Genomic DNA, 26,018 nt, shown 5'->3' with positions numbered 1-26,018 from the left:
ATATGGCGATGAGGCGTGCCGCGCACGGGCGGCAGCCCGCGTTCAGGCCGGTATCCGGGCTGGCGACACGGAACCGGCGCCTTCCCGAACCTGCGGTTCAGTGGCGTGTGGCCGGTCCTGCGGGCATGTGGCCTGAGATCCGATGACGGATCGGCCTTGCCAGCGATGTGGCTGGCGCATGCGCACCGCGGTCGCTTACCGTTGCGGGGGCAGCACAGGTTGGCCTCTCCGGCGCGCAGCCGGCCCGGCTCCCTGTTTCCCGTTGAACTGCCCTTTCGCCAGGGACGAAAAGGGCGAGCACCTGGAACGTGCGCGAGTCTATGGCGTTTCGCCCCCCGCGTCAACGCGACGACCTCACTGCGCGCATGGCCCGCGTGGTAGCGTTTTGTCACACTCTCGCGGCGTCTTGGGTGCAGAAGCCTGCAACTTCCGTGCGGGCGGCCGGTCACAAACCTTTCCTCCGCATTGTGCATGCCGGCGCATCGGCTAGAATCGCGATACCTGACACTACTCCCATCATGACAGGCCCTATGCTCACCGAACTCGAACAACTGGCCGCCAAGATCGGGCGCGTGCTGCACCATGCGGACACCCTGGCGGCGGAGAACCAGCGGCTGCGCGACGAGATCGCGCGGCTGGAGGGCGAAGCCGCGCAGTTGCGCGGCGAGCGCGAGGCCATGGCCGCCGACCGCGAACTGCTCAATATCAAGATCGAGGAGGCGCAGCTGCGCATCCAGTCCATCCTTGACAAGCTGCCGACCGCCAGCGACACGCGCCAGCTCGACCTGCTCGGCGAAGAGGCCGAGGCGCACAAGGCCCCCGGAGAACACGCATGAGCAACAAGCAAGTCGAAGTCAACATCGCCGGCCAGGCTTACCGCTTCGCCATAGCGCCCGAGAACGAGGCCGCGCTGCTCGAGGCCGTGGCCCTGGTCGACACGCAGATGAACAAGCTGCGCAGCGGCAGCGCGGCCAAGGGCGTCGAGCGCGTGGCGGTGATGGCCGCGATCAGCATCGCCTCGGACCTGCTGTCGCTGCAGCGCAAGCAGCAGGCCGAGGGCGCGATCCCGGTCGACGCCATCCGCGCGCGCATCCGCGAACTGAACGACCGCGCCGACGAAGCGCTGCGCCAATATGCCCACGTGGGCACCGGTACGCGCGGCTGAGCACAAAGCTGGGATGTGCTGCGGATGCCGCGCTGCCGCGCAAAATGTAACGACACGCGCGAGCACACTTGGTATGCCCTGCAACGCGGTGTATAGTGTAGCCAGACTGCACGAGGCACCACAGAAGTGCAGCTGACAGGTCAGGTTACCGCGCCTGGCCGCCGTTTTCATCCCATCCTTGTTAGAAACGGCAAACGTCTGACATCCAGCACGTGGACAGTCAGACGTTTGACAGTTTCCCTGCCTGGTTCGTGAGGGTCATAAACTCCTTGAACCGATATGCATTGCATGGTGCGGGATTATGTCGCGTGGGCGAGCGCGTCGTCGCATTCATAGTCCGGGCCTGGCCTGGACTCCCTGAGTGGATGATGTACCCGAAATGCGACTTCCGCAGCCACTCTGAACCTCACTTGGGTTCAGGATGCCGACCCAGCGGCCGAGGCGGGGACCCCCTAAAAGGCGGTGGTTTTCTGAACCATCGCCTTTTTCTTTGCCTTCTGTCTTTGCCTTTTCTTTGCCCGCATGCTTGCCCGTGTCTTGCGCACGGGCCTTCCTTTCCTGAGCAGCGCCGTGAGCCCTAACCAGAACCAACGCGCCCGCCAGTACTGGCTGATGAAATCGGAACCCGACGAGGCCAGCATCGACGACCTCGCCCGCGAACGGACGCTGCCGTGGACCGGTGTGCGCAACTACCAGGCGCGCAACTTCATGCGCGATGCCATGCACATCGGCGACGGCGTGCTGTTCTACCACTCGTCGTGCCCCGAGCCCGGCATCGCCGGGCTGGCCGAGGTCTGCTCCGCGCCCTACCCCGACCCTACGCAGTTCGACCGGAAGAGCCCGTATTTCGACGCCGCCTCCAAGGCCGAGGCGCCGCGCTGGCTACTGGTCGACGTGCGCTTCGAACGCAAGAGCCGCCTGATTCCGCTGGCCGAGCTGCGCGAGCACGAAGCGCTGGCCGACATGGTGGTGCTCCGGCGCGGCAACCGGCTCTCGATCACGCCGGTGACGCCGGCGGAATGGCGCTATATCACCGGCAAGCTGATGGACTGACCGGCCGGGCGCAGCCGCAACCAAGCAGGCCTTGCGCGGCAAGGCTGACGACAAAAACAACGACTTGCTGACACGATGCCGTTCGACAACCTGCCGGTGCTGATCCCCGCCCTGCTCGCGCTGGGCGCCTTCACCGGCTTCTGCGCCGGGCTGCTCGGCGTGGGCGGCGGCATGATGATGGTGCCGTTCCTGACGCTGCTGTTCACCAGCCTGGGCTTTGCCGGCGAAGCCATCGTCCATATGGCGATCGCCACCTCGATGGGCACCATCCTGTTCACCTCGCTGTCGTCGGTGCGCGCGCACCACAAGCGCGGCGCGGTGCGCTGGCCGATCGTGCTGGCGCTGGCGCCCGGCATCGTGATCGGCGGCATGGTCGGCGGCGGCAAGGTCTTCGCGGCGCTGAAGACCAGCTGGCTGTCGCTGGCGTTCGCGGGCTTCGTCGGCTTTTCGGCGCTGCAGATGCTGCGCAACCGCCGGCCCAAGCCGGGGCGCCAGCTGCCGGGCTTTGCCGGCATGGCCGGCGCGGGCGGCGTGATCGGCTTCCTGTCCAGCCTGGTGGGCGCGGGCGGCGCCTTTGTCTCGGTGCCGTTCATGACCTGGTGCAACGTGCCGATCCACAATGCGGTGGCGACCTCGGCCGCGCTCGGCTTCCCGATCGCCGCGGCCAGCGTGGCGGGCTATGTCTGGAGCGGCTGGCACGCGCCCGGACTGCCGGCAGCCTCGCTCGGCTATCTCTACCTGCCCGCGCTGCTGGTGATCGCCGCGGCCAGCGTGCTGACCGCGCCGCTGGGCGCGCGCACCGCGCACCGCATGGATGTGGGCCAGCTGCGCAAGGTCTTTGCCGTGCTGCTGCTGTGCCTGGCCACGTATATGTTGTGGAAGGCCTGGCAGGCATTCTGACGATCCACGTCACCCGCACGGGGGAAGCAAGATCGCTCGCGCGACGCCACCGCAACAATCGTTTGCAATGTCGAGGAACGATCGCCCTCGCGGCCACGTCTGATACCCATCACGTCTTGATTGGGAGAACCACATGAAGCAATGGCTCGCCGCCACCCTGCTCGGCACCACCGCCGTCGTCGCCTCGGCGCACGGCGGTCCCACCGAAACGCCGTCGGGCGTGCTGTCGCTGACCGCGCAGGCCGTCACCGAGGTGCCGACCGACATCGTGCACCTGACGCTGGCCGCGGAACAGGAGGGCGCCGAACCGGCGGCGATCTCCTCGGGCCTGTCGACCCGGACCCAGGCCGTCATCACGCAGGCGCGCCGCGTCCAGGGCGTGACCGCCGAATCCGGCGGCTTCACCATCCACCCCAGCACCGACCGCAACGGCCGCATCAGCACCTGGCGCGGGCGCTCCGAGGTCATCCTGAAGTCGCGCGATTTCGCGGCGGTGTCCAGGCTCGCGGGCGAGCTGGCCAGCCAGATGCAGGTGCAGAACATCGCCTTCTCGCTGTCGCGCGAAGCGCGCGAGGCTGCCGAGGCCAAGCTCGCCGAGCAGGCCATTGCCTCGTTCCGCAACAAGGCGCAGGCCACCACCAAACTGTTCGGCTACAACAGCTACACCATCCGTGAAGTGAACGTGAACGAGACCGGCATGGTGCCGCCGGTGCCGCGCATGTACGGCGCCGCCAAGGCCATGATGGCCGACGCCGCGGTGCCGGTGCCGGTTGAGGGCGGCAAGACGCAGGTGACGGTGTCGGTCAACGGGTCGGTGCAGATGCTGAAATAAGCTGGCGTTCGATCGACCACTTGTGTGCTCCCTCTCCCGCTTGCGGGCGAGGGAGCACCCCCCAGCCTTCCGCGGTTCCTCACAGCCCCGCAAACTTCTCCCGCAGCACGTTCTTCTGCACCTTGCCCATGGTGTTGCGCGGCAGCTCGTCCACCACGTGCACGCGCTTGGGCACCTTGAAGTTGGCGATGCGGCCCTTGAGGGTGCCGATCAGCGCGCGCTCGTCGATGTCCGCACCGGGCTTGCGCACTACCACCGCCACCACCGCCTCGCCGAAATCCACGTGCGGCACGCCGATCACGGCGCTCTCGGCCACGCCCGGCATCTCGTCGATAAAGCTCTCGATTTCCTTCGGGTAGACGTTGTAGCCGCCCGAGATGATCAGGTCCTTGCTGCGCCCGACGATGGTCAGGTAGTAGTCCGGCACGGCGCGCTCGCCGGCCTGGCTGACGATGGCACCACCGAAGCGGCCGACGTCGCCGGTCTTGAACCAGCCGTCGTCGGTGAACTCTTCGCGGGTCTTTTCCGGCATGCGCCAGTAGCCCTGGAACACGTTCGGGCCCTGCACCTCGACGTTGCCGATCTCGCCTGGCGCGCAGCGCTTGCCGTCGCCGTCGACCACGCGCACCGACACCCCCGGCAGCGGCATGCCGACGGTGCCGCCGATGCGCTCGCCCAGCGCCGGGTCATAGGGGTTGGACACCAGCATCACGGTCTCGCTCATGCCGTAGCGTTCCAGGATGGTATGGCCGGTGCGCTCGCGGAAGGCGTCGAAGGTTTCCAGCAGCAGCGGCGCAGAACCCGACACGAACAGGCGCATGCGGCGGCAGGTGTCGTCGTCGAAGCGCGGCTCCTGCAGCATGCGCACGTAGTAGGTCGGCACGCCCATCATCACGGTGCAGCGCGGCAGGAATTTCAGCACTTGCGCCATGTCCAGCCTGGGCGCCCAGATCATCTTGGCACCGGCCAGCAGCGCGCCATGCGAGGCGACGAACAGGCCGTGCACATGGAAGATCGGCAGCATGTGCAGCAGCACGTCGTCGCTGCGCCAGCCCCAGAATTCGTGCAGCGTCTGCGCGTTGGAGGCCAGGTTGCGGTGGCTCAGCATCGCGCCCTTGCTGCGGCCGGTGGTGCCGGAGGTATAGAGGATGGCGGCGAGGTCATCGTCGGCGCGCGCCACCGTCTCGAAGGTGTCGGGCTTGCCCGCCGCGCGCGACAGCAGCGAGCCGCTGCGGTCGTCGTCCAGCGTAAACACATGGTTCACGCCGTGGCGGAACGCGACCTTGGAGACCCAGCCGAAATTCTTGCTGCTGCAGACCACCACCGACGGCTCGGCATTGCCGACGAAGTAATCGATCTCGGCCTCCTGGTAGGCCGTGTTCAGCGGCAGGTAGACGTAGCCGGCACGCAGCGTGGCCAGGTACAGGAACAGCGCTTCGGGCGATTTTTCCACCTGCACCGCCACGCGCGCGCCTTCGGGCAGGTGCAGCGAGGCCAGCAGGTTGGCCAGCTTGGCGGTGGCGCGGTCAAGGTCGTCCCAGCTGTAGTACAGGCCGTCGTGCGTCTCGATGCAGCAGGCGGTACGGTCAGCGGGGAAGCGGGATTCGAACAGGGCGAACAGGTTGGCGTTCATGGCAGGAAGCGAACGAGAGGCTCAAAAAAGCTGGCTGAAAAATCGAAGACATCGGTGGTGGGAAGCAGTGCCGTCGGCGCGCCCTACTCCCCGCGAAAATGTGGTGGCCGGCGCGCCAGGAAGGCAGCGACGCCTTCGGCGTGGTCCGCGCCTTCGGCATAGGCGAAATGCGCGTCCAGGTCGGCCGGCGACAGCGGCGCCGGCGACGGCGCGAGCCGGTGGATGGTGGCCTTGTTGATGCGCGCCGCGGCGGGCGCGCCGGCGGCGATGCGGCGCACCGTGGCGTCGACCTCCGCGGCCAGCGCGGCGGGCTCGACCACGCGCGTCAGCAGGCCTTTGTCGCGCGCCTCGGCGGCATCGAAGACGCGGCCCTCGAGCAGGATCTCGAGCGTCGCGGCGCGGCCCGCCAGCGCCAGCAGGCCTTGCAGCTCGCCGGGCGCCATCGGGAAGCCGAGCCGGTTGATCGGCACGCCGAAGCGGCTGTCCGACGCGGCGATGCGCAGGTCGCAATGGCAGGCGATTTCCAGCCCGCCGCCCACGCACACGCCTTCGATCATCGCCACGGTGGGATGCGTGCATTGCGCCACCGCCGCCAGCGCGGGCGCGATGGTGGCCATGTGGTAGTGGCGCACCGCGGCCTCGTCGCCGCGCTCGGCGGGAAACTCGGCAATGTCGGCGCCGGCGGCAAAGTTGCCGTCGGCACCGCGCACCACCACGCAGCGCAACGAGTTGTCCGCCGACAGGCGCGCAAAGCCCGCCGCCAGCTCGCGCCACATCTGCGCGGAAATGGCGTTGAGCTTGCCCGCGTGCGCCAGCGTCACGGTGGCGGTGGTGCCCTGCGTGGCAAATCGCACGGTGCCGCTCATGGGCGCGTCCCCCGGCTTCGGATCGGCATGGGCATAACCTTGCGTCAGTCCATCTTGGCGCCGGACTGCTGCACCACCTGGGCCCAGCGGCGGATCTCGGCGTGCTGGAACTGGCCGAACTGCTCCGGCGTGAACGCCGGCGTTTCCGAGCCGTTGTTCAGCCAGACCTGCTTCAGCTCCGGCGTGTTCAGCGCCTTCTCGGTCTCGGCGTAGAGGCGGTCGACAATGTCTTTCGGCGTGCCCTTGGGCACCCACATCGCGTACCAGGTCGACACCTCGTAGTTGGGCACGCCGGCCTCGGCCGCGGTCGGCACGTTGGGGAAGGCGGGCGAGCGCTTGTTCGACGCCACCGCCAGCGCCTTGATGCGGCCCGCGCGGATATGCTGCGCCGACGAGCCGAGCCCGTCGAACATCAGGTCGACCTGGCCCGCGATCAGGTCGGACAGTGCCGGGCCGGCGCCCTTGTAGGGGATATGGGTGATGAAGGTCTTGGTCTGGATCTTGAACAGCTCGCCCGCCAGGTGGTGCGACGAGCCGTTGCCGGCCGAGCCGTAGTTGAGCTTGCCGGGGTTGGCGCGGGCGTAGGCAATCAGCTCCTGCAGCGTGTTGGCCTTGACGCGGTTGGGGTTGACCACCACCACCTGCGGCGGCTGCGCGATCACCGTGACCGGAATGAAGTCCTTCTCGATGTCGTAGTCCAGCTTCTTGTAGAACGACGGCGCGATGGCGTGGTGGGCGCCGCCGATAAACACGGTGTAGCCGTCCGGCGCGGCCTTGGATGCGAGGCTGGCGCCGACCGTGCCGCCGGCGCCACCGCGGTTGTCGATCACGAACTGCTTGCCCAGCTGCTTGGACAACTGCGCGGTCAGCGGGCGCGCGAAGGCGTCGGTGCCGCCGCCGGCGGGGAACGGCACGATCACGGTGACCGGCTTGGACGGCCAGGTATCGGCGTGCGCGGGGACGGCGAGCATGGCGCCGGCACCGATGCCGGCCACGCCGAGGACCAGGCCCGCTGCGCGTGCGCAGGCGGCCAGGCTGAACTGACGACGATTCATCTTTGTCTCCTCTCTCTTCTGGAAAGTCAATCTGATGGCCGCGCGCGCCCGCATGGGCACTGAGCGGCTGGCTTTGCTTCTACGACATGGCTCCCGACAAAACGTCGCGGCGCGCCAGGCGCCGCGGGTGCAAGGGCAAGGACAATCCCCGTGACCGGACCAGGATCACAGCAGCTTGCCGACGCTGCGGCTGATGCGCGGGTTGCCTGCGCCCAGGCGTGCCAGATTGTCATCCAGCGCCTCGGGCACGTAAAGGTAATTGACCATCATGCCGCAGCTCTGGCTGCGGCCCTTGCGCGACAGGTCGGCGCCCCAGTTGAGCCGTTCCACGCAGGCGCCGTTGCCGAGGTGGAAACGCGCCACCGGGTCGGCCGGCATCGACTGGTTGCGCTCGCGCACCAGGAAATGCGCGGCCAGCGTCAGCGCGGTGTCGCGCACCACGGCATCGGCGGCATCCGGCGCCAGCGCCTCAAGCCACGCCGCGCCGTCGACGGGCGCGTCGCCGTGGCGCTCGCTCCAGCGCGCCAGCCGCTTGTCGCCCAGCACGCGCGCCACGGCCTCGCCGTCCTGCTTGCGCAGCCAGTCGGCAAAGCCCGGGATCGGGGACAGCGTAGCGAACTGCTTGACCTTGGGGAATTCGCGCTGCACTTCCTCGATCACGCGCTTGAGCAGGAAGTTGCCGAAGCTGACGCCGCGCAGCCCCGCCTGCGTATTGCTGATCGAATAGAAGATCGCCCACTTGACGCGGCGCAGGTCTTCCAGCGGCGCGGCTTCGTCCAGCAGGGTATGGACGTCGGCGGCCATCTCGGGGGCAAACGCCACCTCGACGAAGATCAGCGGCTCGCGCGGGATGCGCGGGTGGAAGAAGGCGTAGCAGCGGCGGTCGGAATCGAGCCGGTTGCGCAGGTCGGTCCACGAGGCGATCTCGTGCACGGCCTCGTAGCGGATCAGCTTTTCCAGCAGCGACGCGGGCGAGTCCCAGGTGATCGGCTGCAGCTCGAGCAGGCCGACGTCGAACCAGTTCGAGAACAAGCCCTCGAGGTCGTCGTCGAGCGGGCGCAGCCCGGGCATGCGGCGCTGCCAGCGCAGCATGTCGGCGCGCAGCTGGATCAGGAAATGCAACCCGCAGGCGCTGTTGCCGCGCTGGCCATGCAGCGCGGCCAGCCGCTTGAAGAAGCGGATGCGGGCGTTGGACTGCGCCTGGCCCGCGCGCGCGCCCTTGTCGCCCTCGGCCGCGGCCTCTTCGCTGCCGTTGCTGGCCACTTCGGCCAGCACCGCCAGCATGCCGTGCCGCGTGGCCTCGCCGGCGGCTTCGTATTCGGCCTGCCAGGCCTGCGCGGCGGCATTGGCAGCGCCGTCGGTCAGGCGCGCATCGAAGCACAGGCGCAACTGCTCGCGCTGGCGGCGCACCACGCGCGCCGGCAGTGGCGCCTCGCCATCGGCCGGCGTGGCGGCCCTGGCGTCGCCATTGGCCCTGGCGTCGGCCTCGCCCTTGCGCCCCCACCAGCGGCCCAGCCGCGACAGGATATTGGAGCTGGACGGCTCGCTCTCGCCCAGCGGCGCGCTGATCTTCTGGTCACCCGTATCGAAGGAGTTCATGCGGTACCTGCCTTTGATGCATCGATGTGAACGTGGGGAAACTGTGGCTGGCGTGGCGGTGTGCGGGAGTCAGTCTTCGGCGCCCGCCACGCGCAAGGCCGGCGGGGCGCGCACGCCCGCCTTTACCTCGGGTAGGTCGGTTACGTCCTGCGCCATCGCGGCGCCGCCGGCGTCGAGCGCCTGCAGCGCGCCGCGCTGGCGCAGCAAGTGGGTCTTCATCATGGCTTCGGCGCCTTCCGGGTCGCGCGCCTTGAGCGCGGCAAACACGCTCAGGTGCTCGGCGCACGATTCGTGGATCCGCCCCGGCAGCTTCAGGCTCTTGTGGCGCGACAGCCGCAGCACCTTGCGCAGGTCGCTGATCAGCCCGCTCAGCCAGCGGTTGCCCGCCAGCCGCTGGATCGCTTCATGGATCTGGGCGTTGGTCTCGTAGTAGGCGTCGATATCGCCGGCCTGCGCATAACGCGCCAGGTCCGCGTGCAGGCCGTCGAGCGCGTCGAGGTCGGCACGGGTGGCGTTGCGCGCAGCCTCATAGGCGCAACGCCCTTCGAGCAGCGCCATCAGCGGGAAGATCTCGTCGAGGTCCTGCTCGGACAGTTCATTGACGAAACAGCCGCGGCGCGGCTCCAGCCGCACCAGGCCTTCGGCGGCAAGCACCTTGAGCGCCTCGCGCAGCGGCGTGCGCGAGATGCCCAGGGTTTCGGCCATCGCGCTTTCGTCGATCCAAGCGCCCGGCACCAGCGTATGCGCGTCGATCATGGCGCGCAGCCGGTCTGCCACTTCCAGGTACAGCGCCTGCTGGACGATGCGCATGCCATCTCCTGTATCGCACGGAGAATCCAATGGCGTGTGCATCGGATCCCATAATTCATAATTATGGATTAGGGCGCGAACGATACAAGGACTTTCGATGGTGCACTGCAAGGTCGTGCGTGCAGGTCCAGCGGGAATGATGTGATGAGGTGCGGCGGGCGTCCCTTGCCTCCCCGCAAGGAAACGCCCGCGCCTGAAAAGAACTGCCGAACTGCGTGATTCATCGCTGGCGGATACGAATGCATCCGTCGCGTGGGTCCATGGATTGACCTGGCGCTGGCCCCGCGCCACCCCTGTTGCAAACGCGCCAACGCGCGTGGATTTTCCCGTGCCCTTTGATCCGTGCAGCGCGGCTAGCGTAACTCTCGACCCGAAGAGCCGTACTCCCCCCTGGCACTGCCGTTGGCGGCTGTGGCTCGCCGCTCATCTTGTAACAATGACACTAGCGATTTACGTGCCAGTCGGGCTAAGCCCTTGATTTTATGGATGGCACCGAACCGCGATTTGTTACAGGATGAGATCAGTGTAACAGGATGTTTCCAAAGTGTTACGAGGGTTTTCCATGGTGGGGACCTTGCGACATGGGCTGGCTGCGCGCGGCCATACAAATTGTGCCGTCGGCGATATTTATCGGTGTCAGAATGTGAGGCCGTCGCCGCAATCGCCTTGCCTGCCATCGTTGCGTTTTTGAAACAGGCGCCGGCCGCCGCGGATATCCCCGCCGGCTTCCTGTAGCCATCGCACATCACTCTGGAGGTCATGCCATGCAAGCTGGCAGCAGCGATTTCACCCTGGCCGCCACCCCGGCCGAACCGGCATCGCCCGCCGGCCCTCGCGCCGCCGCGCTGCGGCCGCTGGGCCTGAGCTTCACTGGGTCGGGCTCGGAATATTTCCGCATCTGGATCGTCAATGCGCTGCTGACCCTCGTCACGCTGGGCATCTATTCCGCCTGGGCCAAGGTGCGCACGCTGCAGTATTTCTATCGCAATACGCGGCTGGACGGCGCCAGCTTCGACTATCACGGCAAGCCGTCGGCGATCCTGAAAGGCCGGGCCATCGTATTCGGGCTGGTGCTCGCGTTCCAGTTCGCGTCGACCTTCTCGCCGTTCCTGGCGCTGGCGATGCTGCTGGTGCTGCTGGCGGTGTTCCCGTTGCTGCTGGTACGCTCGCTGCGCTTCCGCATGGCCAACTCCAGCTACCGCGGCCTGCGCTTCGGCTTTACCGGCGGCGATGCCGAGGCCTACCGGGTATTCGTGCTGTGGCCGCTGGCCGCGGTAGCCACGCTGGGCCTGCTTGGTCCGCTGGCGCACCAGCGCTTCAAGCGCTACCAGCACAACCACACCCGCTTCGGCACGGCACCGTTCGGCTTCCACGCCGGCGCAGGCGATTTCTACCGGGCCTACCTGCGCGCCTTCGGCGTGGTGCTGGCGGGCACGCTGGTGATGGCCGCGGCCGGCTTCCTGATGGCGCCGGGGATCGGCAATTTCGGCGCGGCGGCGCTGCTTGGCTTCGGCATCGCCGGCTTCTACCTGGGCATGCTGTCGGTCAGCCCCTACCTGATGGCGCGGCTGCAGAACGTGGTGTGGAGCCACACCACGCTGGCGCCGCACGCGTTCCGCAGCGAGGTCAGCGCCGCGCGCATGGTCTTTATCTTTGTCACCAACCTGATTGCGATCGCGCTGACGCTCGGCCTGTTCCTGCCGTTCGCGCGCGTGCGCGCCACGCGCTACCGGCTGCAGTGCGTGACCATGCTCGCGGCCGGCCCGCTCGACAGCTTCGTCGCCGGCGAAGCGCAGCAGGTGGGCGCGCTGGGCGACGCGGCGGTAGACTGGTACGACATCGACATCGCGCTCTGACGCGCCATGGTCCCGGTCACCTTCTTCGACGGGCGCTCGTCGCGCGCGCATCCGGCCACGCTGGCCGTGGAGGCGCAGCAGGCCGTGCTGCGCGACGCCGACGGCACCGAATTGCGGCGCGCGCCGCTGTCGCAGCTGCGCGTGTCGGAGCGCGTGCGCCGCGCGCCGCGGCTGGTCACCTTCGTCGACGGGGCCTTCTGCGAGGTCACCGACCATGCCGCCTTCGACCAGTTGCTGGCGGCCACCGGCCACCGCGACGGCCTGGTGACGCGCGCGCAGAACAGCTGGCGCCTCGCCGGCCTGGCCGTGGCGGCGCTGGTGGCGGTGCTGGTGCTGGGCTACTACGTCTTGCTGCCGTGGGGCGCGGGCATGCTGGCACGCGCGGTGCCGGCCGAACTGGAGGCCCGGCTCGGCCAGCTGACGCTGGAGAGCCTGGACCACGGCATGCTCGCGCCGACGCAGCTGCCGGCCGCCGAGCAGGCCCGCATCCGCGAGGGCTTCGCGGCGCTGCGGCGCCCGCGCGATGCGGCGCACGAATACCAGGTCCTGTTCCGCCAGGGCGGGGAGATCGGCGCCAATGCGCTGGCCTTGCCGGGCGGCACCATCATCGTCACCGACGAGCTGGTCGGCCTGGCGGGCACCGGCGCCGGCCTGATGGGCGTGCTGGCCCACGAGGCGGGCCACGTGGCGCGACGCCACGGGCTGCAGCAGGTGATCCAGGGCTCGGCCCTGGCCGCGTTGTCGGCCTACCTGTTCGGCGATATCTCGTCGGTGCTGGCGGGCGTGCCCGCCGCCATGCTGACCTTGCGCTATTCGCGCGACCACGAGCGCGAGGCCGACGCCTATGCCATCGACGTCATGCAGCGCAACGGCCTTCCGCCCGCGGCGCTGGCCGACGTGCTGGTGGCGCTGGAGCAGCGCGAGGGCAAGCCCGACGAAGCGCAGGCCGGGCGTGGCGAGGACTTCCTGTCGACGCACCCGCACACGCAGGCGCGCATCGACGCGCTGCGCCGTGCCGGCCGCTAGCGCGCGCTGGGCAGGCGGGGCTCAGGCCGCCGGCTGCGGCGCGCCGGCGCCGGGCTGGCGGCGGTAGGCCCAGATCACCATGGCGATGCCCGCCAGGATCATCGGCAGGCTCAGCCACTGGCCCATCGACAGCTTCAGCGCCAGCAGGCCCAGGAAGTTGTCGGGCTCGCGCGCGAATTCCGCGGCGAAGCGGAACGCGCCATAGCCGATCAGAAACACGCCCGACACCGCGCCCATCGGCCGCGGCTTGCGCGCGAACAGCCACAGGATGATAAACAGCGCCACGCCCTCGCCGGCAAACTGGTAGAGCTGCGACGGATGGCGCGGGATGTTGTCGCCTGCCTGCGGGAAGATCATGCCCCACGGCAGGTCGGTGGCGCGGCCCCACAGCTCGCCGTTGATGAAGTTGCCGATGCGCCCGGCGGCCAGCCCGCACGGGATCATCGGCGCGATGAAGTCGGTCACTTCCATCCAGTGGCGCCGGCGCAGCCGGCCGAACAGCCACATCGCCACCACCACGCCGAGGAAGCCGCCATGGAAGGCCATGCCGCCCTCCCACACCTTGAAGATCTCCATCGGATGCGACAGGTAGTACGACGGCTTGTAGAACAGCACGTAGCCGAGCCGCCCGCCCAGGATCACGCCCAGCACGCCGAAGAACAGCATGTCGTCGAGGTCGCGCGTGGTCCAGCCCTTGGCAGCGATATGCGGCTGGCGGATGCGCAGGCGCCCGAACCACAGGAACATGACGAACCCGGCCAGGTACATCAACCCGTACCAGCGGATCGCAAGCGGGCCCAGGTGAATCGCAACCGGGTCGAACTGGGGATGAATCAGCATGTTGGCGTGAATGGTGGTTGTGGGGCAGCGGCGGCGCCGGCGGTGCGGCGCCTGGTATGACGCGCGGGTGCGGCGAAGGTTGCACGGCAATGCCAACGCCTGACCCGTGCACGTATCGTAGCCCGTAATGATGTCACAAATCCCCGCGCGCACCGCGCGGCGGACCCCGGGGCCGGCGCGCGCCGGCGCCCGAACAATCCATTGACACGCCAAAACGCACGCGTCATTCTTGCCCCATCACAGCGCCCGCCGCGCGCCCGCACGGCGGCATAGAACAAGGATCCCGGAGACCCCACCATGGCATTCAACAAGCGCTCCCGGCACATCACGCAAGGCGTGGCGCGCTCCCCCAACCGCTCGATGTACTACGCGCTCGGCTACCAGAAGGAGGACTTCGACAAGCCGATGGTGGGCATCGCCAACGGGCATTCGACCATCACGCCGTGCAATGCCGGCCTGCAGCGCCTGGCCGACGCGGCCATCGACGCGATCCGGGCCGCCGGCGCCAACCCGCAGGTGTTCGGCACCCCGACCATCTCCGACGGCATGTCGATGGGCACCGAGGGCATGAAGTATTCGCTGATCTCGCGCGAGGTCATCGCCGACTGCATCGAGACCGCGGCGCAGGGCCAGTGGATGGACGGCGTGGTGGTGATCGGCGGCTGCGACAAGAACATGCCGGGCGGCATGATCGCGCTGGCACGCACCAACGTGCCGGGCATCTATGTCTACGGCGGCACCATCAAGCCGGGCCACTGGAAGGGCAAGGACCTGACCATCGTGTCGTCGTTCGAGGCCGTCGGCGAGTTCACCGCGGGGCGCATGAGCGAGGAAGACTTCGAAGGGGTGGAACGGAACGCGTGCCCGTCCACCGGCTCATGCGGCGGCATGTACACCGCCAACACCATGAGCTCGTCGTTCGAGGCGCTGGGCATGTCGCTGCTGTATTCGTCGACCATGGCCAACCCGGACCAGGAAAAGGTCGACAGCGCCGCTGAATCGGCGCGCGTGCTGGTCGAGGCCGTCAAGCGCGACCTCAAGCCGCGCGACATCATCACGCGCGAGTCGATCGAGAACGCGGTGGCGCTGATCATGGCCACCGGCGGCTCCACCAACGCGGTGCTGCACTACCTGGCGATCGCGCATGCCGCCGAGGTGGAATGGACCATCGACGACTTCGAGCGCATCCGCCGCAAGGTGCCGGTACTCTGCAACCTCAAGCCCTCGGGCCAGTACGTGGCGACCGACCTGCACCGCGCCGGCGGCATCCCGCAGGTGATGAAGATCCTGCTCAGGGCCGGCCTGCTGCACGGCGACTGCATCACCATCACCGGCCGCACCCTGGCCGAGGAACTCGAGCACGTGCCCGACGCCCCGCGCGCCGACCAGGACGTGATCCTGCCGATCGAACGGGCGCTCTACGCCGAGGGCCACCTGGCCATCCTCAAGGGCAACCTTGCCGAGGAAGGCGCGGTCGCGAAGATCACCGGCCTGAAGAACCCGGTCATCACCGGCCCGGCGCGCGTGTTCGAGGACGAGCAGAGCGCGATGGACGCGATCCTGGCCGACCGCATCAACCCGGGCGACATCCTGGTGCTGCGCTATCTCGGCCCCAAGGGCGGCCCCGGCATGCCGGAGATGCTGGCGCCGACCTCGGCCATCATCGGCAAGGGCCTGGGCGAGTCGGTCGGCTTTATCACCGACGGCCGCTTCTCGGGCGGCACCTGGGGCATGGTGGTCGGCCACGTCGCGCCGGAAGCGTACGTCGGCGGCACCATCGCGCTGGTGCAGGAGGGCGACTCGATCACCATCGACGCGCACCAGTTGCTGCTGCAACTGAACGTGTCGGACGAAGAACTGGCCCGGCGCCGCGCCGGCTGGAAGGCGCCGGCGCCGCGCTATACGCGCGGGGTGCTGGCGAAGTTCGCGCGGCTGGCATCGACGGCGAGCAAGGGGGCGGTGACGGACTGAGGCGTCTCGCATGCCGGCGGTCTGCTCCCCTCTCCCGCTTGCGGGAGAGGGGCCGGGGGAGAGGGCCGGCGCACGCAAGAACGACGGCATTCACTTCGTGGAAGCTCCTGCCCTCTCCCCCGCCCCTCTCCCAGAGGGAGAGGGGAGAAAACCCGAGCGATGGCTCAGGCTTCAATCCCCACCCGGCGCCTTCTCCATCTCCTCCAGCGTCGCGTCCAGCCACTCGACCAGCCGCGCTTCCAGCGACTGGGTCAGCTCGCTGGCCAGTTGGGCCGTCAGCGGCGCCAGCCGGGACTGCAGCGTGGCTTCGGTGTGGGCCGCGACCACCTGCGGCCATTCGGTGCGAAAGCGCATCATCACGCGGCTCAGCAGTTCCGTACGCACCGCGCGCAGGTCGTCGTCGCCGGCGTTGGTGTCGGTATCGGTGGCGGCGTCCGTCTGCGCGGCGGGCGGGGCCGGCACGATCGCGTCGTCCAGCGCGGCGTCGCCGGTGTCGCCGACCTGCATCACCATGCCGGCATCGTCCATGCCAAAGGTGTCGATCACGCCGTCGTCCGCCGCGGCGCCCGCCTGCGCCGGCGCTTTGGTGTCGGCTTTGGTGTCGGCTTCGGTGTCGGCTTCGGTGTCGGCTTCGGTGTCGACATCAGGCAGGTCGACCACCTCGGTCAGCAGCGGGATGCTGTCGTGCGGTTCCGGCCGCGGGATCACCCGCGAGGTGGTGCGTTCGCTCATGCGGCGTCTCCCTTGGGCTGGCCGATGTCGTGGTGCGTCAGCGGATAGCCGCGTTCGCGGTAGAAGCGGTAGCGCTGGCGGCCGGCCTCGCGCGCGGCGTCGCCGGCGCCGACCACCTCGATCAGCCGCTCGAAGCTGGCAAACTGCGCCGGCGCCTGCTCAGCCAGGTTGATCAGCAGCTGGTGGTGCGGCACGCCCTCGGTGGTGGCGGCCAGCAGGATCGGGGTCACCGCCGCGTTCGGACTTTCCAGCCCGCAGTGCGGCAGGAAGTCCAGCGGGGAGAAGGTCCACAGGCGCGCGTCGAGGTCCGCCAGCTGCGCCGGGGCGCCGTGGATCACCACCTTCTGCCCGGCGCCGTAGGCCTTGCGGACCAGCCGGCAGACATAGCCGAGCACATCCGGCACGTTGCTGTGGAAGTCGATGCGCGTCATGGACGGTTGCCGCTCCTGCTCCGTTGCGCCGCGCTCAGGCCGCGCGGTCCATCAGGAACTGCGTCAGCAGCGGCACGGGGCGGCCGGTGGCGCCCTTGGCCGCGCCGCTCTTCCACGCGGTGCCGGCGATGTCCAGGTGGGCCCAGTCGTACTTCTCGGTGAAGCGCGCCAGGAAGCAGGCCGCGGTGACGCTGCCGGCCGGGCGGCCGCCGATATTGCCCATGTCGGCAAAGTTGGACTTGAGCTGGTCCTGGTATTCGTCGTCCAGCGGCATGCGCCAGGCGCTGTCCATGGCGCGGCGGCCAGCCTGCAGCAGCGCGTCGGCCAGCGCGTCGGAGCGCGCGTACAGGCCGCTGTTGACATGGCCGAGCGCGATGATGCAGGCGCCGGTCAGCGTGGCCACGTCGATCACCGCGGCCGGCTTGAAGCGCTCGACATAGGTCAGCGCGTCGCACAGGATCAGGCGGCCCTCGGCGTCGGTGTTGAGGATCTCGATGGTCTGGCCCGACATGCTGGTGACCACGTCGCCCGGCTTGGTAGCGATGCCGCTGGGCATGTTCTCGCAGGTGGGCACCACCGCCACCACATTGAGCTTCAGGCCCATCTCGGCCACGGCCTGGATCGTGCCTAGCACCGAGGCGGCGCCGCACATGTCGTACTTCATCTCGTCCATGCCCTCGCCCGGCTTGAGCGAGATGCCGCCGGTATCGAAGGTGATGCCCTTGCCGACCAGCACCACCGGCGCCTGCTTGGCGCCGGCGCCGTCGTAGCGCAGCACGATGAACTGGGGCGGCTCCGCGCTGCCCTTGGTCACGGCCAGGAACGCGCCCATATTGAGCGCCTCGATCTGCTTGCGCCCGAGGATCTCGGCCTTGAGCTTGTGGCGCTTGGCGATGCTGCGCGCGGTATTGGCCAGGTAGGTCGGGGTGCAGATATTGGACGGCAGGTTGCCGAGGTCGCGCGTCAGCTCCATGCCGTTGGCGATGGCGGTGCCGCGCACCGCGGCCTGGGTCGCGGCGCGGGCGTCGCCGCTGTCGACCGCGATCACGACCTTGCGCAGCGAGGACTTGTCATTGCCGTTGGGCTTGCCGCTGGCCGCATTCTGGGCGTTGGCGCGCTTCAGTCCGGGATGGCGCTCGAGCAGGCGGTAGCCGGCTTCGCGCACCAGCGTGATGGTGGTGATCACGGCCCACGATACGTCGCGCTGCTGCGGCGCCTGTTGCGCCAGGCACCACAGCGCCGAGGCCGCGCGCGTGGACGACAAGGCACGCACCGCGGTGCGCACCGCGTCGGCGAAGGCCTTGTCTGTGAAATCGGCTTCCTTGCCCAGGCCCACCAGCAGCACGCGCGCGGCGCCTACGCCGGCCACTTCGTGAAGCATCAGCTGGGTGCCGCGCTTGCCTTCGAAGTCGCCCTGCTTGACCAGCCGTCCCACCAAGCCCTTGGTGGCCACATCGAGGGCCTTGGCTACGCCGCCGAGGTTCTGGCCTTCGAACAGGCCGACCACCAGGCAGTCGGTCTTGGTCGCCAGGAAACCATTTTGGCCGGCTTTGCTCCAATCCAGGGCTTTTGTGCTAAATTCCATCGCGCTTCCTTCCAGGGGCTCGTTAGACACGAAAGCCTCCATTATCCGCGATTTTTACCCCGCGACCTGCCGCCGCTGATACGCCCCGGTCACGTTGACAGCACGCTGTGCCGTCAGCCAGCTGTTCTGCCAGGCACCTCGCACGGCACATCGCCCGCTCCGGCCGGCAGCCCGGAACCGAACCCGCATGATCCTTCAACAAGCCCTGCGACGCGAGCTTGCCTACACCGCCGGGGCGGTGTTCCTGGTGATGCTGACCTTCATGCTCACCTCGCTCGTGATCCGCATCCTGGGGATGGCCGCCAACGGCAAGGCCAGCCCCAACGACGTGCTGATGCTGATCGGCCTGGCCACCATCGGCTACCTGTCGATCCTGCTGTCCGCGACGCTGTTCATTTCCACCCTGATCGTGCTGACGCGCTGGTACAAGGATTCGGAAATGGTGGTGTGGTTCTCGGCCGGCATCTCGCTGCGCGACCTGGTCAAGCCGGTGCTGCAGTTCGCCGCGCCCTTCATCGTGCTGGCGCTGCTGCTGGGCCTGTTCGCGTGGCCGTGGGCCAACCAGCAGAGCGCGCTGTTCCGTGACCGCTTCGAGCAGCGCGGGGTGATGTCGATGATCGCCGCCGGCCGCTTCATCGAGCCGGCCAAGGCCAACTACGTGCTGTTCATCGAGGGCATCGACGCCGACATGAAGCATGCGCGCAATGTCTTCGTCGCCAATGCCGAAGCCGACAAGATCGGCGTGGCGCTGGCGCACCAGGGCCAGTTCGAGACCATGCCCAACGGCGACCGCCTGGTGGTGATGGAGAATGGCCGCCGCTACTCCGGCACGCCCGGCCAGATCGACTACCGCATCGTCGAGTTCGAGCGCTACGCGGTCAAGGTGGACAACAAGCCGCCCGAGTCCGAGGCCAAGCTGCCACCCAAGAGCCGCGACACCATCGAGCTGATCCGCAACCCCACGCGCGAGAACCTGGGCGAGCTGATCTGGCGCATCTCGCTGCCGATCCTGGCCTTCAACTTCGTCATGATCGCGATCCCGCTGGCCTACGTGAACCCGCGCCTGGGCCGCTACACGCCGCTGGTGTTCGCGGTGCTGATCTACCTGACCTACAGCAACCTGATCAACCTGTCGCAGTCCTGGGTGCGCAACGGCTCGATCCCGTTCTGGCTGGCCTGGTGGCCGATCCACCTGGCCGTGTTCCTGGGCGCGCTGCTGTTGTTCCGCTATCGCCAGAACCGCAGCCTGGGTGGCTGGCGCGCCGTGTTCGGGCTGCGCAAGCGCGATGCCGCCGCCGCCGGAGGCCGGGCATGAGGATCCTGCGCGTCTACGAACGCTATTTCGGCCGGCTGGTCTATAGCGTGTTCGCCTTCATCCTGTTCGCGGTGCTGTCGCTGTTCGTGTTCTTCGACATGCTCAACGAGCTGGAGAACGTCAACGCCCAGTACACCTCGCTGGTGGCGCTGTTCCACGTCCTGCTGCAGGCGCCCACGCGGGTGTACGAGGTGCTGCCGATCGCGGTGCTGATCAGCGCGATCTATGTGTTCTCGCAGCTCGCCAGCCAGTCCGAGTACACCATCTTCCGCGTGGCCGGCCTGAACACGCGCCAGGCGCTGTTTTCGCTGTTCAAGCTGGCGGTGCCGCTGGCGCTGGTGACCTTTCTGTTCGGCGAGTTCATCGGCCCGCGCGCCGAGCAGTATGCGCAGAAGGTCAAGCTGGAGGCGATCGGCGCGACGGTGTCGTCGGGCTTCCGCTCCGGGGTCTGGGTCAAGGACCGCGACAAGGATGCCGCCGGCGATGGCGAGATCACCCGCTTCGTCAACGTGGCGGGGCTGCGGCCGGACCAGACCATCACCGGCATCACCATGTACGAGTTCGACCCCCAGTACCGGCTGCGCGTGATCCGCGTGGCGCAGGAGGGGCGCTACCAGGGTGGCCAGTCGTGGGAGCTGCAGAACGTCAGCGAGACCCGCTTCGTCGAACTGGCGCCCCAGGCCCAGGGCGCGCAACCCGCGCCCGGCGCGCCGGCGCGCGACGCGCTGGCGCCGGACTTCCGCGCCGAGCAGGTCAAGTTCCCGCGCGTGGCCATGCATTCGGAGCTGACCCCGCAGATCCTGTCGGTGCTGCTGGTCACGCCGGAGCGGATGTCGACGCTGGACCTGTTCCGCTATATCCGCCACCTGCGCGACAACAAGCAGGACACCCAGCGCTACGAGATCGCGTTCTGGAAGAAGGTGATCTACCCGCTGACGTTGTTCGTGATGGTGGCGCTGGCACTGCCGTTCGCCTACCTGCACGCGCGCGCCGGCGCGGTCGGCGTCAAGGTGTTCGGCGGCATTATGCTGGGGCTGTCGTTCCATCTGTCGAACACGCTGTTCTCGCACGTCGGCCTGCTGCATACCTGGCCGCCGATCATCTCGGCGCTGGTGCCGGGCACGCTTTACCTGATGGTGGCGCTGCTGGCGCTGCGTTGGGTCGACCGGCACTGAGCACGGCCATGACAGTTTCAAACCGAGCCCTGGTCCTGTTCGCGCACGGCGCGCGCGATGCGCGCTGGCGGGAGCCGTTCGAGCGGCTGCAGCAGAAGCTGGTGGCCGCCCTGCCCGGCTGCGCGGTGCGGCTGGCGTTCCTGGAGCTGATGTCGCCGCTGCTGCCGGATGCGCTGGCCGAACTGGCGGCGCAAGGCGTGACCGAGGTCACCGTGGTGCCGGTGTTCTTTGGCCAGGGCGGACATATCCGGCGTGATTTGCCGGCGCTGATCGACCAGTGCCGGCAGGCCCATCCCGGCTTGCGCATCCATTGCGCCGCCGCAGTGGGCGAGTCGGATGCTGTGCTGGACGCGATTGCGGCATATTGCGTGGCGGCGTTGCCTGGGGCTGCGCCGGAAGCCTGAGGTACTGGCGACGTCAACGAAAAACCCCGTGCCGGAGTATCCGCCACGGGGTTAGTTTTTTCTGCAAGACATCAATGACCGCTGCACTGCTCCCCTCTCCCGCTTGCGGGAGAGGGGTTGGGGGAGAGGGCCGGCGCTGGCAAGAACGACGGCATTCACTTCGTGGAAGCTCCTGCCCTCTCCCCCGCCCCTCTCCCATAAATGGGAGAGGGGAGAAAACCCTCAGGCAGCGCGCGGCGTGCGCACTTCAGTCACGCCCGCATCCTCCCGCGGCGCCTCGGTCGCACGCGCGGCCAGCGCGGCGCCGATCATCAGCAGGCTGGGCTGCACCGGATCGATCCACGCCGCCGCTTCACCGGCCGCCATCTGGCCGAGCGTGAATTCGCGGCTGCGCTGTTGCGGCGTGGTGGCGGCTTCCACCACCCAGGCCGGCGTCGATGCGGGCTTGCCGTGCGCGATCAGCTGCGCGGCGATCGATGCGGCCTGGTCGCGGCCCATGTAGTAGACCAGCGTGTCGGCCTTGACCGCTGCTTCGATATCGGCCGAGCCCTCGCCGTCCGCGGCCTTGGCCTGCGTGGCAAAGGCCACGCTGCGCGACACGCCACGCTTGGTGAGCGGCTTGCCGATGGCCGAAGCGGCGGCCAGCGCGGCGGTGATGCCGGGCACCACCTCGTACTCGATCCCGGCCGCTTCCAGCGCCTGCAGCTCCTCGTCGGCGCGGCCGAACAGCATCGGGTCGCCGCCCTTCAGACGCACCACGCGCTGGTACTTGCCGGCGAGGTCGACGATCTGGCGGTTGATGAACAGCTGCGCGGTCGAGCGCTGGCCGCAGCGCTTGCCGACCTCGACCAGCTCGGCGTGCGGACACCAGGCCAGCATCTCCGGCGACACCAGCGCGTCGTGCAGCACCACCTGGGCTTCGCCCAAAAGCCGTGCACCACGCACCGTAATGAGGTCTGCCGCACCGGGGCCTGCCCCGATCAGGTACACCTTGCCGAAAGTCTTCTGTGCCTGCTTGCCCATCTCCAGCCCCTTGTCCGCGCGATCCTGTTCGTTACCGATCAGGAGAACGCACGGATCATGCCTGCGGCCACCGTGTGGTTGGTCGCCTCGTCGATCAGCACGAACGCCCCGGTGGCCGGATTATCGCCGTAGGCATCGCACACGATCGGCTTCTGCAGCGAGATCTGCACCGAGCCGATGTCGTTCAGGCGGATCTCGTGGCGGCCGGTCTCGTGCGACAGCGTATGCACGTCCAGCACGCGGTCCACCGCCGACACGCGCGCGAACACGCTCGCCGTGGTGTGCTTGAGCACGTACTTGCGCGCCGGGTTCAGCGATTCGTCGTCGAACCAGCACAGGTCGGCCTGCAGCTTCTTCGCGGAAGCCGTGCCCGCGTCGGCGGCAACGAACATGTCACCGCGTGATACATCGACGTCCTCGGCCAGGCGCACGGTGACGGTGTCGCCGACATTGGCCGACTCGGCCGCGCCGTTGGGCGTCAGCACCTCGGCGACCACGGCTTCGCGGTTGGCCGGCAGCACGCGCAGCTTCTGGCCGACGCGCACGGTGCCGGCTTCGACGCGGCCGGCATAGCCGCGGAAGTCGTCCGACTGCGAACCGTCCTGGCGGATCACCAGCTGCACCGGGAAGCGCAGCGCGGCATCGTCCTCGGGCGCGGCTTCTTCCACCGGCAGGTCTTCCAGCAGCGGCAGCAGCGGCTCGCCCTGGTACCACGGCATGGCATCGCTCTCGTGCACGATGTTATCGCCGCGCAGCGCCGAGACCGGCACGTAGCGCACGTCCTTCAGGCCCAGCTGCTCGGCCAGTTCGGCGTAGGCGGCGCGGATCTCGTTGAAGGTCTGCTCGCTGTAGTCGACCAGGTCCATCTTGTTGACGGCGACGATCACGTGCCGGATTTCCAGCAGCTTCAGGATCGCCGAGTGGCGCTTGGTCTGCGCCAGCAGCTCGGCGCGGCCGTCGGTGACGGTCACGCGCGTGGCATCGACCAGCACGATCGCCGCATCGGCGGTCGAGGCGCCGGTGACCATGTTGCGGGTGTACTGCTCGTGGCCCGGCGTATCCGCGATGATGAACTTGCGGCGCGCGGTCGAGAAGTAGCGGTAGGCCACGTCGATGGTGATGCCCTGCTCGCGCTCGGCTTCCAGGCCGTCGGTCAGCAGCGAGAAGTCGATCTGCTCGCCGGCGGTGCGCTTGTTCTTGGCGTTGGCCAGCGCGGTCAGCTGGTCGGACAGCACGGCCTTGCTGTCGTACAGCAGGCGGCCGATCAGCGTGCTCTTGCCGTCGTCGACCGAGCCCGCGGTGATGAAGCGCAGCAGGCCTTGGTGGGTTGCTTGGTGAGTCATGTCTGGATCCTTTGCTGCGTGCGGCTTAGAAGTAGCCTTCCTTCTTGCGGCGCTCCATCGAGGCTTCGCTGGTCTGGTCGTCCATGCGGGTGGCGCCGCGCTCGGTGATCTCGGTCACCGCGGTCTCGGCGATGATCGCTTCGGGCGAATCGGCAACGCTGGCCACCGGGCAGGTGCAGCTGATGTCGCCGACGGTGCGGAAGCGCACCGACAGCACCTCGCTGACGTCGCCGTCCTGCTTGGGCGTGATCGGCGTGACCGGCACCAGCAGGCCGTTCTTGCGCACCACCTCACGCTGGTGCGCGTAGTAGATCGGCGGCAGCGCCAGGTTCTCGCGGGCGATGTACTGCCACACGTCGAGCTCGGTCCAGTTCGAGATCGGGAACACGCGCATCTGCTCGCCCGGCGCCATGCGGGCGTTGTACAGGCTCCACAGCTCGGGGCGCTGGGCCTTCGGGTCCCACTGGCCGAACTCGTCGCGGAACGAGAAGATGCGCTCCTTGGCGCGGGCCTTCTCTTCGTCGCGGCGGGCGCCGCCCATCAGCGCGTCGAACTGGTGCTCGCCGATGGTTTCGAGCAGCGTCACCGCCTGCGCCGCGTTGCGCGAATCGGTGTCCTTGCGCAGGCGCACGGTGCCGCGCTTGATCGAGTCCTCGACATGGCCGACCACCAGGCGCGCACCGAGCTCAGCCACGCGCTGGTCGCGGAACGCGATCACTTCCGGGTAGTTGTGGCCGGTGTCGATATGCACCAGCGGGAACGGCAGCTCGATCTTGCGCTCGCCCAGGCGGAACGCCTTCAGCGCCAGGTGCAGCATCACGATCGAATCCTTGCCGCCGGAGAACAGCAGCGCCGGGTTGCGGCACTCGGCCACCACCTCGCGGATGATGTAGATCGATTCCGCCTCGAGGCGGTCGAGATGGTCGTTCTGTACCTGCAACAGGTGCGCCACGCCCGAGGTGGCTTCTGCGATGTCGTTCATGATGCCCATTTTGTTCCGGCCTCAATGCTTGATGTTCTGTTCGTGGAGCCCGCACTCCTTCGAGTCCTTGCTCTCCCACCACCACCGTCCCGCGCGCACGTCCTCGCCCGCGCGTACCGCGCGCGTACACGGCTCGCAGCCGATGCTGGGATAGCCCTTGGCATGCAGGTCGTTGAGCGGCACCTGGTGCCGTTTCAGGTAGGCCCACACTTCAGCCTCGCTCCAGTCCGCCAGCGGGTTGAACTTGGGGATGCCGCGGGCTTCGTCCAGCTCTTCGAACGGCAGCTCGGCGCGGGTCACGGCCTGCTCGCGGCGCTGGCCAGTCAGCCAGGCATCGGCGTGCGACAGCGCGCGGTTGAGCGGCTCGACCTTGCGGATGCCGCAGCACGACTTGCGCGCGTCGATGCTGTCGTAGAAGCCGTTCAGCCCGTGCTTCTTCAGGTAGTTCTCGACCGCCTCGGCATCCGGCGTGAACTGCTCGATGGTGTAGCCGTAGTGCGCCTGCACCTTGTCCAGCACCGCCAGGGTCTCGGCGTGCAGGCGCCCGGTCTGCAGCGTGAACACGCGGATGCCCGCGCGCACGGCTTCGCTGCCGCGCAGGATCGCGTCAGTCAGCACCATGTCCTCGGCCGCCAGGCTCGAGGCAAAGCGCGCGCGGAAGAAGCGGCCGGCGATGCCCGCCAGGCGCTCGGCCAGCTCGCGCTCCTTCTGCTCCAGCGCTTCGATGCTGCCGGTGTACTCGGGCGCGACCCACAGCGCGGGGGGCCGCAGCGCGGATACCGCGCCGGCCTCGACCACGGGGATATCGCTCAGCACGGTGCTCATGCCGTTTCCCTCGGCTGCGCGCCGACGTCGGCGCGCGCGCGGCGGAACAGCGGCAGCGGCTCGTCGACCGACGCCTGGTAGGTCACGGTGAATTCGGTAAAGCCCTTGATCGCGTCGTCGATGCTCTTGTCCGCACGGACGGCGAAGGCATCGAAGCCGCAGCGCTTCATGAAGTTGAGCTGGTCGCGCAGCACGTCGCCGATGGCGCGCAGCTGGCCTTGCCACTGGTAGCGGGTGCGCAGCAGGTAGGCGGTGGAGAAGCCACGGCCGTCGCGGAACACCGGGAAGTCGACCGCCACCAGCGAGACCCGCTCGAAGTACGCGGCGGCATCGCCCGGCTCGTCTTCCGGCGCCAGCCACACGCCGGTGCGGGCCGCGTCGCGGCCGGCCAGCAGCGCTTCATTGGCCTTCCACACCGACAGCGGGAACAGCACCGCGTCCTGCCCTTGCACGGCGGCAGCGATGCGCTCTTCGGTCAGCGGCTGCTCTTCCGTGGCGCGCAGCACGGTCCAGTTGTCTTCGACGATCACCGGGGTGACGTTGGCACTGCCGGTTGCATCCTGGCGTTGCAGTTGAATAATCTTTGCCATGTTCAGT

25 protein-coding genes, 1 other RNA gene and 1 riboswitch are annotated in these 26,018 nt (G+C 68.2%); of the genes, 12 read left to right on the top strand and 14 right to left on the bottom strand.

The window, feature by feature from the left end; genetic code table 11:
• Window positions 1–28 precede the first annotated feature (28 nt).
• A riboswitch (cobalamin riboswitch) is annotated at window positions 29–321 on the bottom strand.
• Window positions 322–530: 209 nt separating this feature from the next.
• From C7416_RS12935 to C7416_RS12910, 6 genes are all read left to right on the top strand, one after another.
• A complete protein-coding gene (locus tag C7416_RS12935) occupies window positions 531–836 on the top strand; it encodes an MreC domain-containing protein (RefSeq protein WP_018008044.1) in 306 nt (101 codons plus the stop codon).
• Window positions 833–1,165: a cell division protein ZapA gene (locus tag C7416_RS12930; RefSeq protein WP_062801552.1), complete on the top strand. Its 333-nt coding sequence runs from the start codon at window positions 833–835 to the stop codon at window positions 1,163–1,165. The genes C7416_RS12935 and C7416_RS12930 overlap by 4 nt, the downstream gene beginning before the upstream one ends.
• Window positions 1,166–1,399: 234 nt before the next feature.
• Window positions 1,400–1,617, top strand: a non-coding RNA gene (ssrS, locus tag C7416_RS12925) — 6S RNA.
• 118 nt (window positions 1,618–1,735) lie between these two features.
• Window positions 1,736–2,218 (top strand): EVE domain-containing protein, encoded by a 483-nt coding sequence (locus tag C7416_RS12920; protein ID WP_290367825.1) that lies wholly within the window; start codon window positions 1,736–1,738, stop codon window positions 2,216–2,218.
• 75 nt (window positions 2,219–2,293) lie between these two features.
• Window positions 2,294–3,118 carry a sulfite exporter TauE/SafE family protein gene (locus C7416_RS12915; protein ID WP_111519297.1) on the top strand — a complete coding sequence of 275 codons (825 nt, stop codon included), beginning with the start codon at window positions 2,294–2,296 and terminating at the stop codon, window positions 3,116–3,118.
• Between the two features lie 133 nt (window positions 3,119–3,251).
• Window positions 3,252–3,950: an SIMPL domain-containing protein gene (locus tag C7416_RS12910; protein ID WP_111519296.1), complete on the top strand. Its 699-nt coding sequence runs from the start codon at window positions 3,252–3,254 to the stop codon at window positions 3,948–3,950.
• 79 nt (window positions 3,951–4,029) lie between these two features.
• On the opposite strand, the gene C7416_RS12905 is transcribed toward C7416_RS12910, so the two are convergent.
• The 5 genes from C7416_RS12905 to C7416_RS12885 form a co-directional block, all read right to left on the bottom strand.
• A complete protein-coding gene (locus C7416_RS12905) occupies window positions 4,030–5,583 on the bottom strand; it encodes a malonate--CoA ligase (protein WP_111519295.1) in 1,554 nt (517 codons plus the stop codon).
• Between the two features lie 83 nt (window positions 5,584–5,666).
• Entirely contained in the window at window positions 5,667–6,449 is a 783-nt protein-coding gene (locus C7416_RS12900; RefSeq protein WP_111519294.1) for an enoyl-CoA hydratase/isomerase family protein, read from the bottom strand.
• 44 nt (window positions 6,450–6,493) lie between these two features.
• Window positions 6,494–7,504: a Bug family tripartite tricarboxylate transporter substrate binding protein gene (locus C7416_RS12895; RefSeq protein WP_111519293.1), complete on the bottom strand. Its 1,011-nt coding sequence runs from the start codon at window positions 7,502–7,504 to the stop codon at window positions 6,494–6,496.
• Between the two features lie 165 nt (window positions 7,505–7,669).
• Window positions 7,670–9,103 (bottom strand): malonyl-CoA decarboxylase domain-containing protein, encoded by a 1,434-nt coding sequence (locus C7416_RS12890; RefSeq protein WP_111519292.1) that lies wholly within the window; start codon window positions 9,101–9,103, stop codon window positions 7,670–7,672.
• A gap of 69 nt (window positions 9,104–9,172) precedes the next feature.
• Window positions 9,173–9,913 carry a GntR family transcriptional regulator gene (locus tag C7416_RS12885; protein ID WP_111519291.1) on the bottom strand — a complete coding sequence of 247 codons (741 nt, stop codon included), beginning with the start codon at window positions 9,911–9,913 and terminating at the stop codon, window positions 9,173–9,175.
• Between the two features lie 764 nt (window positions 9,914–10,677).
• Between C7416_RS12885 and C7416_RS12880 the strand changes: the two genes are divergently transcribed.
• A complete protein-coding gene (locus C7416_RS12880) occupies window positions 10,678–11,769 on the top strand; it encodes a YjgN family protein (RefSeq protein ID WP_111519290.1) in 1,092 nt (363 codons plus the stop codon).
• A 6-nt stretch (window positions 11,770–11,775) separates the two neighbouring features.
• A complete protein-coding gene (locus C7416_RS12875) occupies window positions 11,776–12,795 on the top strand; it encodes a M48 family metallopeptidase (RefSeq protein WP_111519289.1) in 1,020 nt (339 codons plus the stop codon).
• A gap of 21 nt (window positions 12,796–12,816) precedes the next feature.
• Here C7416_RS12875 and lgt read toward each other — a convergent pair whose 3' ends face one another.
• On the bottom strand, window positions 12,817–13,635 hold the full coding sequence (lgt, locus tag C7416_RS12870; protein WP_111519288.1) for a prolipoprotein diacylglyceryl transferase: 819 nt from the start codon (window positions 13,633–13,635) through the stop codon (window positions 12,817–12,819).
• Between the two features lie 297 nt (window positions 13,636–13,932).
• Between lgt and ilvD the strand changes: the two genes are divergently transcribed.
• Window positions 13,933–15,606 (top strand): dihydroxy-acid dehydratase, encoded by a 1,674-nt coding sequence (ilvD, locus tag C7416_RS12865; RefSeq protein WP_111519287.1) that lies wholly within the window; start codon window positions 13,933–13,935, stop codon window positions 15,604–15,606.
• A gap of 171 nt (window positions 15,607–15,777) precedes the next feature.
• On the opposite strand, the gene C7416_RS12855 is transcribed toward ilvD, so the two are convergent.
• Genes C7416_RS12855 through C7416_RS12845 form a run of 3 tightly spaced genes read right to left on the bottom strand, consistent with a single transcriptional unit; the run spans window position 15,778 to window position 18,354 of the window.
• A complete protein-coding gene (locus tag C7416_RS12855; RefSeq protein WP_111519286.1) occupies window positions 15,778–16,338 on the bottom strand; it encodes a hypothetical protein in 561 nt (186 codons plus the stop codon).
• A complete protein-coding gene (locus C7416_RS12850; protein ID WP_111519285.1) occupies window positions 16,335–16,769 on the bottom strand; it encodes a DNA polymerase III subunit chi in 435 nt (144 codons plus the stop codon). Before C7416_RS12850 ends, C7416_RS12855 begins: the two co-directional genes overlap by 4 nt.
• A 34-nt stretch (window positions 16,770–16,803) precedes the next feature.
• Entirely contained in the window at window positions 16,804–18,354 is a 1,551-nt protein-coding gene (locus tag C7416_RS12845) for a leucyl aminopeptidase (protein ID WP_111519284.1), read from the bottom strand.
• Between the two features lie 187 nt (window positions 18,355–18,541).
• Here C7416_RS12845 and lptF point away from each other — a divergent pair, with 187 nt between their 5' ends.
• The 3 genes from lptF to C7416_RS12830 are packed head-to-tail and all read left to right on the top strand — an operon-like array spanning window position 18,542 to window position 21,248.
• A complete protein-coding gene (lptF, locus tag C7416_RS12840) occupies window positions 18,542–19,669 on the top strand; it encodes an LPS export ABC transporter permease LptF (RefSeq protein WP_111519283.1) in 1,128 nt (375 codons plus the stop codon).
• Window positions 19,666–20,844 carry an LPS export ABC transporter permease LptG gene (gene lptG / locus C7416_RS12835; protein ID WP_111519282.1) on the top strand — a complete coding sequence of 393 codons (1,179 nt, stop codon included), beginning with the start codon at window positions 19,666–19,668 and terminating at the stop codon, window positions 20,842–20,844. The genes lptF and lptG overlap by 4 nt, the downstream gene beginning before the upstream one ends.
• An 8-nt stretch (window positions 20,845–20,852) precedes the next feature.
• Window positions 20,853–21,248 carry a sirohydrochlorin chelatase gene (locus tag C7416_RS12830; RefSeq protein WP_111519281.1) on the top strand — a complete coding sequence of 132 codons (396 nt, stop codon included), beginning with the start codon at window positions 20,853–20,855 and terminating at the stop codon, window positions 21,246–21,248.
• Between the two features lie 222 nt (window positions 21,249–21,470).
• Here C7416_RS12830 and cobA read toward each other — a convergent pair whose 3' ends face one another.
• The 5 genes from cobA to C7416_RS12805 are packed head-to-tail and all read right to left on the bottom strand — an operon-like array spanning window position 21,471 to window position 26,011.
• Window positions 21,471–22,271, bottom strand: a complete 801-nt coding sequence (cobA, locus tag C7416_RS12825) for a uroporphyrinogen-III C-methyltransferase (RefSeq protein WP_111519280.1) — start codon at window positions 22,269–22,271, stop codon at window positions 21,471–21,473.
• Between the two features lie 38 nt (window positions 22,272–22,309).
• A complete protein-coding gene (locus tag C7416_RS12820) occupies window positions 22,310–23,614 on the bottom strand; it encodes a sulfate adenylyltransferase subunit 1 (RefSeq protein ID WP_111519279.1) in 1,305 nt (434 codons plus the stop codon).
• Window positions 23,615–23,639: 25 nt separating this feature from the next.
• The gene (gene cysD / locus C7416_RS12815) at window positions 23,640–24,605 is read right to left on the bottom strand and encodes a sulfate adenylyltransferase subunit CysD (protein ID WP_111519278.1); all 966 of its coding nucleotides are present in this window, start codon (window positions 24,603–24,605) and stop codon (window positions 23,640–23,642) included.
• Between the two features lie 12 nt (window positions 24,606–24,617).
• Window positions 24,618–25,421 (bottom strand): phosphoadenylyl-sulfate reductase, encoded by an 804-nt coding sequence (locus C7416_RS12810; protein ID WP_111519277.1) that lies wholly within the window; start codon window positions 25,419–25,421, stop codon window positions 24,618–24,620.
• A complete protein-coding gene (locus tag C7416_RS12805) occupies window positions 25,418–26,011 on the bottom strand; it encodes a DUF934 domain-containing protein (RefSeq protein WP_111519276.1) in 594 nt (197 codons plus the stop codon). Before C7416_RS12805 ends, C7416_RS12810 begins: the two co-directional genes overlap by 4 nt.
• Between the last annotated feature and the right edge of the window lie 7 nt (window positions 26,012–26,018).

The sequence above is a fragment of the Cupriavidus phytorum genome, assembly GCF_003254285.1.
GTDB classification, from domain to species: Bacteria; Pseudomonadota; Gammaproteobacteria; order Burkholderiales; family Burkholderiaceae; genus Cupriavidus; species Cupriavidus phytorum.
The sequence above is the reverse complement of the archived record's forward strand: the minus strand, read 5'-3'. Positions and strand labels throughout refer to the sequence as shown.

What these genes read in the sequence shown, in the direction of transcription:
- lptF (WP_111519283.1), top strand. Translation starts at nt 18,542, where the DNA reads ATGATCCTTCAACAAGCCCTGCGACGCGAGCTTGCCTACACCGCCGGG.
- C7416_RS12875 (WP_111519289.1), top strand. Translation starts at nt 11,776, where the DNA reads ATGGTCCCGGTCACCTTCTTCGACGGGCGCTCGTCGCGCGCGCATCCG.
- C7416_RS12810 (WP_111519277.1), bottom strand. Translation starts at nt 25,421, where the DNA reads ATGAGCACCGTGCTGAGCGATATCCCCGTGGTCGAGGCCGGCGCGGTA.
- C7416_RS12935 (WP_018008044.1), top strand. Translation starts at nt 531, where the DNA reads ATGCTCACCGAACTCGAACAACTGGCCGCCAAGATCGGGCGCGTGCTG.
- C7416_RS12880 (WP_111519290.1), top strand. Translation starts at nt 10,678, where the DNA reads ATGCAAGCTGGCAGCAGCGATTTCACCCTGGCCGCCACCCCGGCCGAA.
- C7416_RS12905 (WP_111519295.1), bottom strand. Translation starts at nt 5,583, where the DNA reads ATGAACGCCAACCTGTTCGCCCTGTTCGAATCCCGCTTCCCCGCTGAC.
- lptG (WP_111519282.1), top strand. Translation starts at nt 19,666, where the DNA reads ATGAGGATCCTGCGCGTCTACGAACGCTATTTCGGCCGGCTGGTCTAT.
- C7416_RS12850 (WP_111519285.1), bottom strand. Translation starts at nt 16,769, where the DNA reads ATGACGCGCATCGACTTCCACAGCAACGTGCCGGATGTGCTCGGCTAT.
- C7416_RS12890 (WP_111519292.1), bottom strand. Translation starts at nt 9,103, where the DNA reads ATGAACTCCTTCGATACGGGTGACCAGAAGATCAGCGCGCCGCTGGGC.
- C7416_RS12885 (WP_111519291.1), bottom strand. Translation starts at nt 9,913, where the DNA reads ATGCGCATCGTCCAGCAGGCGCTGTACCTGGAAGTGGCAGACCGGCTG.
- cysD (WP_111519278.1), bottom strand. Translation starts at nt 24,605, where the DNA reads ATGGGCATCATGAACGACATCGCAGAAGCCACCTCGGGCGTGGCGCAC.
- C7416_RS12915 (WP_111519297.1), top strand. Translation starts at nt 2,294, where the DNA reads ATGCCGTTCGACAACCTGCCGGTGCTGATCCCCGCCCTGCTCGCGCTG.
- C7416_RS12805 (WP_111519276.1), bottom strand. Translation starts at nt 26,011, where the DNA reads ATGGCAAAGATTATTCAACTGCAACGCCAGGATGCAACCGGCAGTGCC.
- lgt (WP_111519288.1), bottom strand. Translation starts at nt 13,635, where the DNA reads ATGCTGATTCATCCCCAGTTCGACCCGGTTGCGATTCACCTGGGCCCG.
- C7416_RS12900 (WP_111519294.1), bottom strand. Translation starts at nt 6,449, where the DNA reads ATGAGCGGCACCGTGCGATTTGCCACGCAGGGCACCACCGCCACCGTG.
- C7416_RS12930 (WP_062801552.1), top strand. Translation starts at nt 833, where the DNA reads ATGAGCAACAAGCAAGTCGAAGTCAACATCGCCGGCCAGGCTTACCGC.
- C7416_RS12910 (WP_111519296.1), top strand. Translation starts at nt 3,252, where the DNA reads ATGAAGCAATGGCTCGCCGCCACCCTGCTCGGCACCACCGCCGTCGTC.
- cobA (WP_111519280.1), bottom strand. Translation starts at nt 22,271, where the DNA reads ATGGGCAAGCAGGCACAGAAGACTTTCGGCAAGGTGTACCTGATCGGG.
- C7416_RS12845 (WP_111519284.1), bottom strand. Translation starts at nt 18,354, where the DNA reads ATGGAATTTAGCACAAAAGCCCTGGATTGGAGCAAAGCCGGCCAAAAT.
- C7416_RS12895 (WP_111519293.1), bottom strand. Translation starts at nt 7,504, where the DNA reads ATGAATCGTCGTCAGTTCAGCCTGGCCGCCTGCGCACGCGCAGCGGGC.
- C7416_RS12830 (WP_111519281.1), top strand. Translation starts at nt 20,853, where the DNA reads ATGACAGTTTCAAACCGAGCCCTGGTCCTGTTCGCGCACGGCGCGCGC.
- C7416_RS12855 (WP_111519286.1), bottom strand. Translation starts at nt 16,338, where the DNA reads ATGAGCGAACGCACCACCTCGCGGGTGATCCCGCGGCCGGAACCGCAC.
- C7416_RS12820 (WP_111519279.1), bottom strand. Translation starts at nt 23,614, where the DNA reads ATGACTCACCAAGCAACCCACCAAGGCCTGCTGCGCTTCATCACCGCG.
- ilvD (WP_111519287.1), top strand. Translation starts at nt 13,933, where the DNA reads ATGGCATTCAACAAGCGCTCCCGGCACATCACGCAAGGCGTGGCGCGC.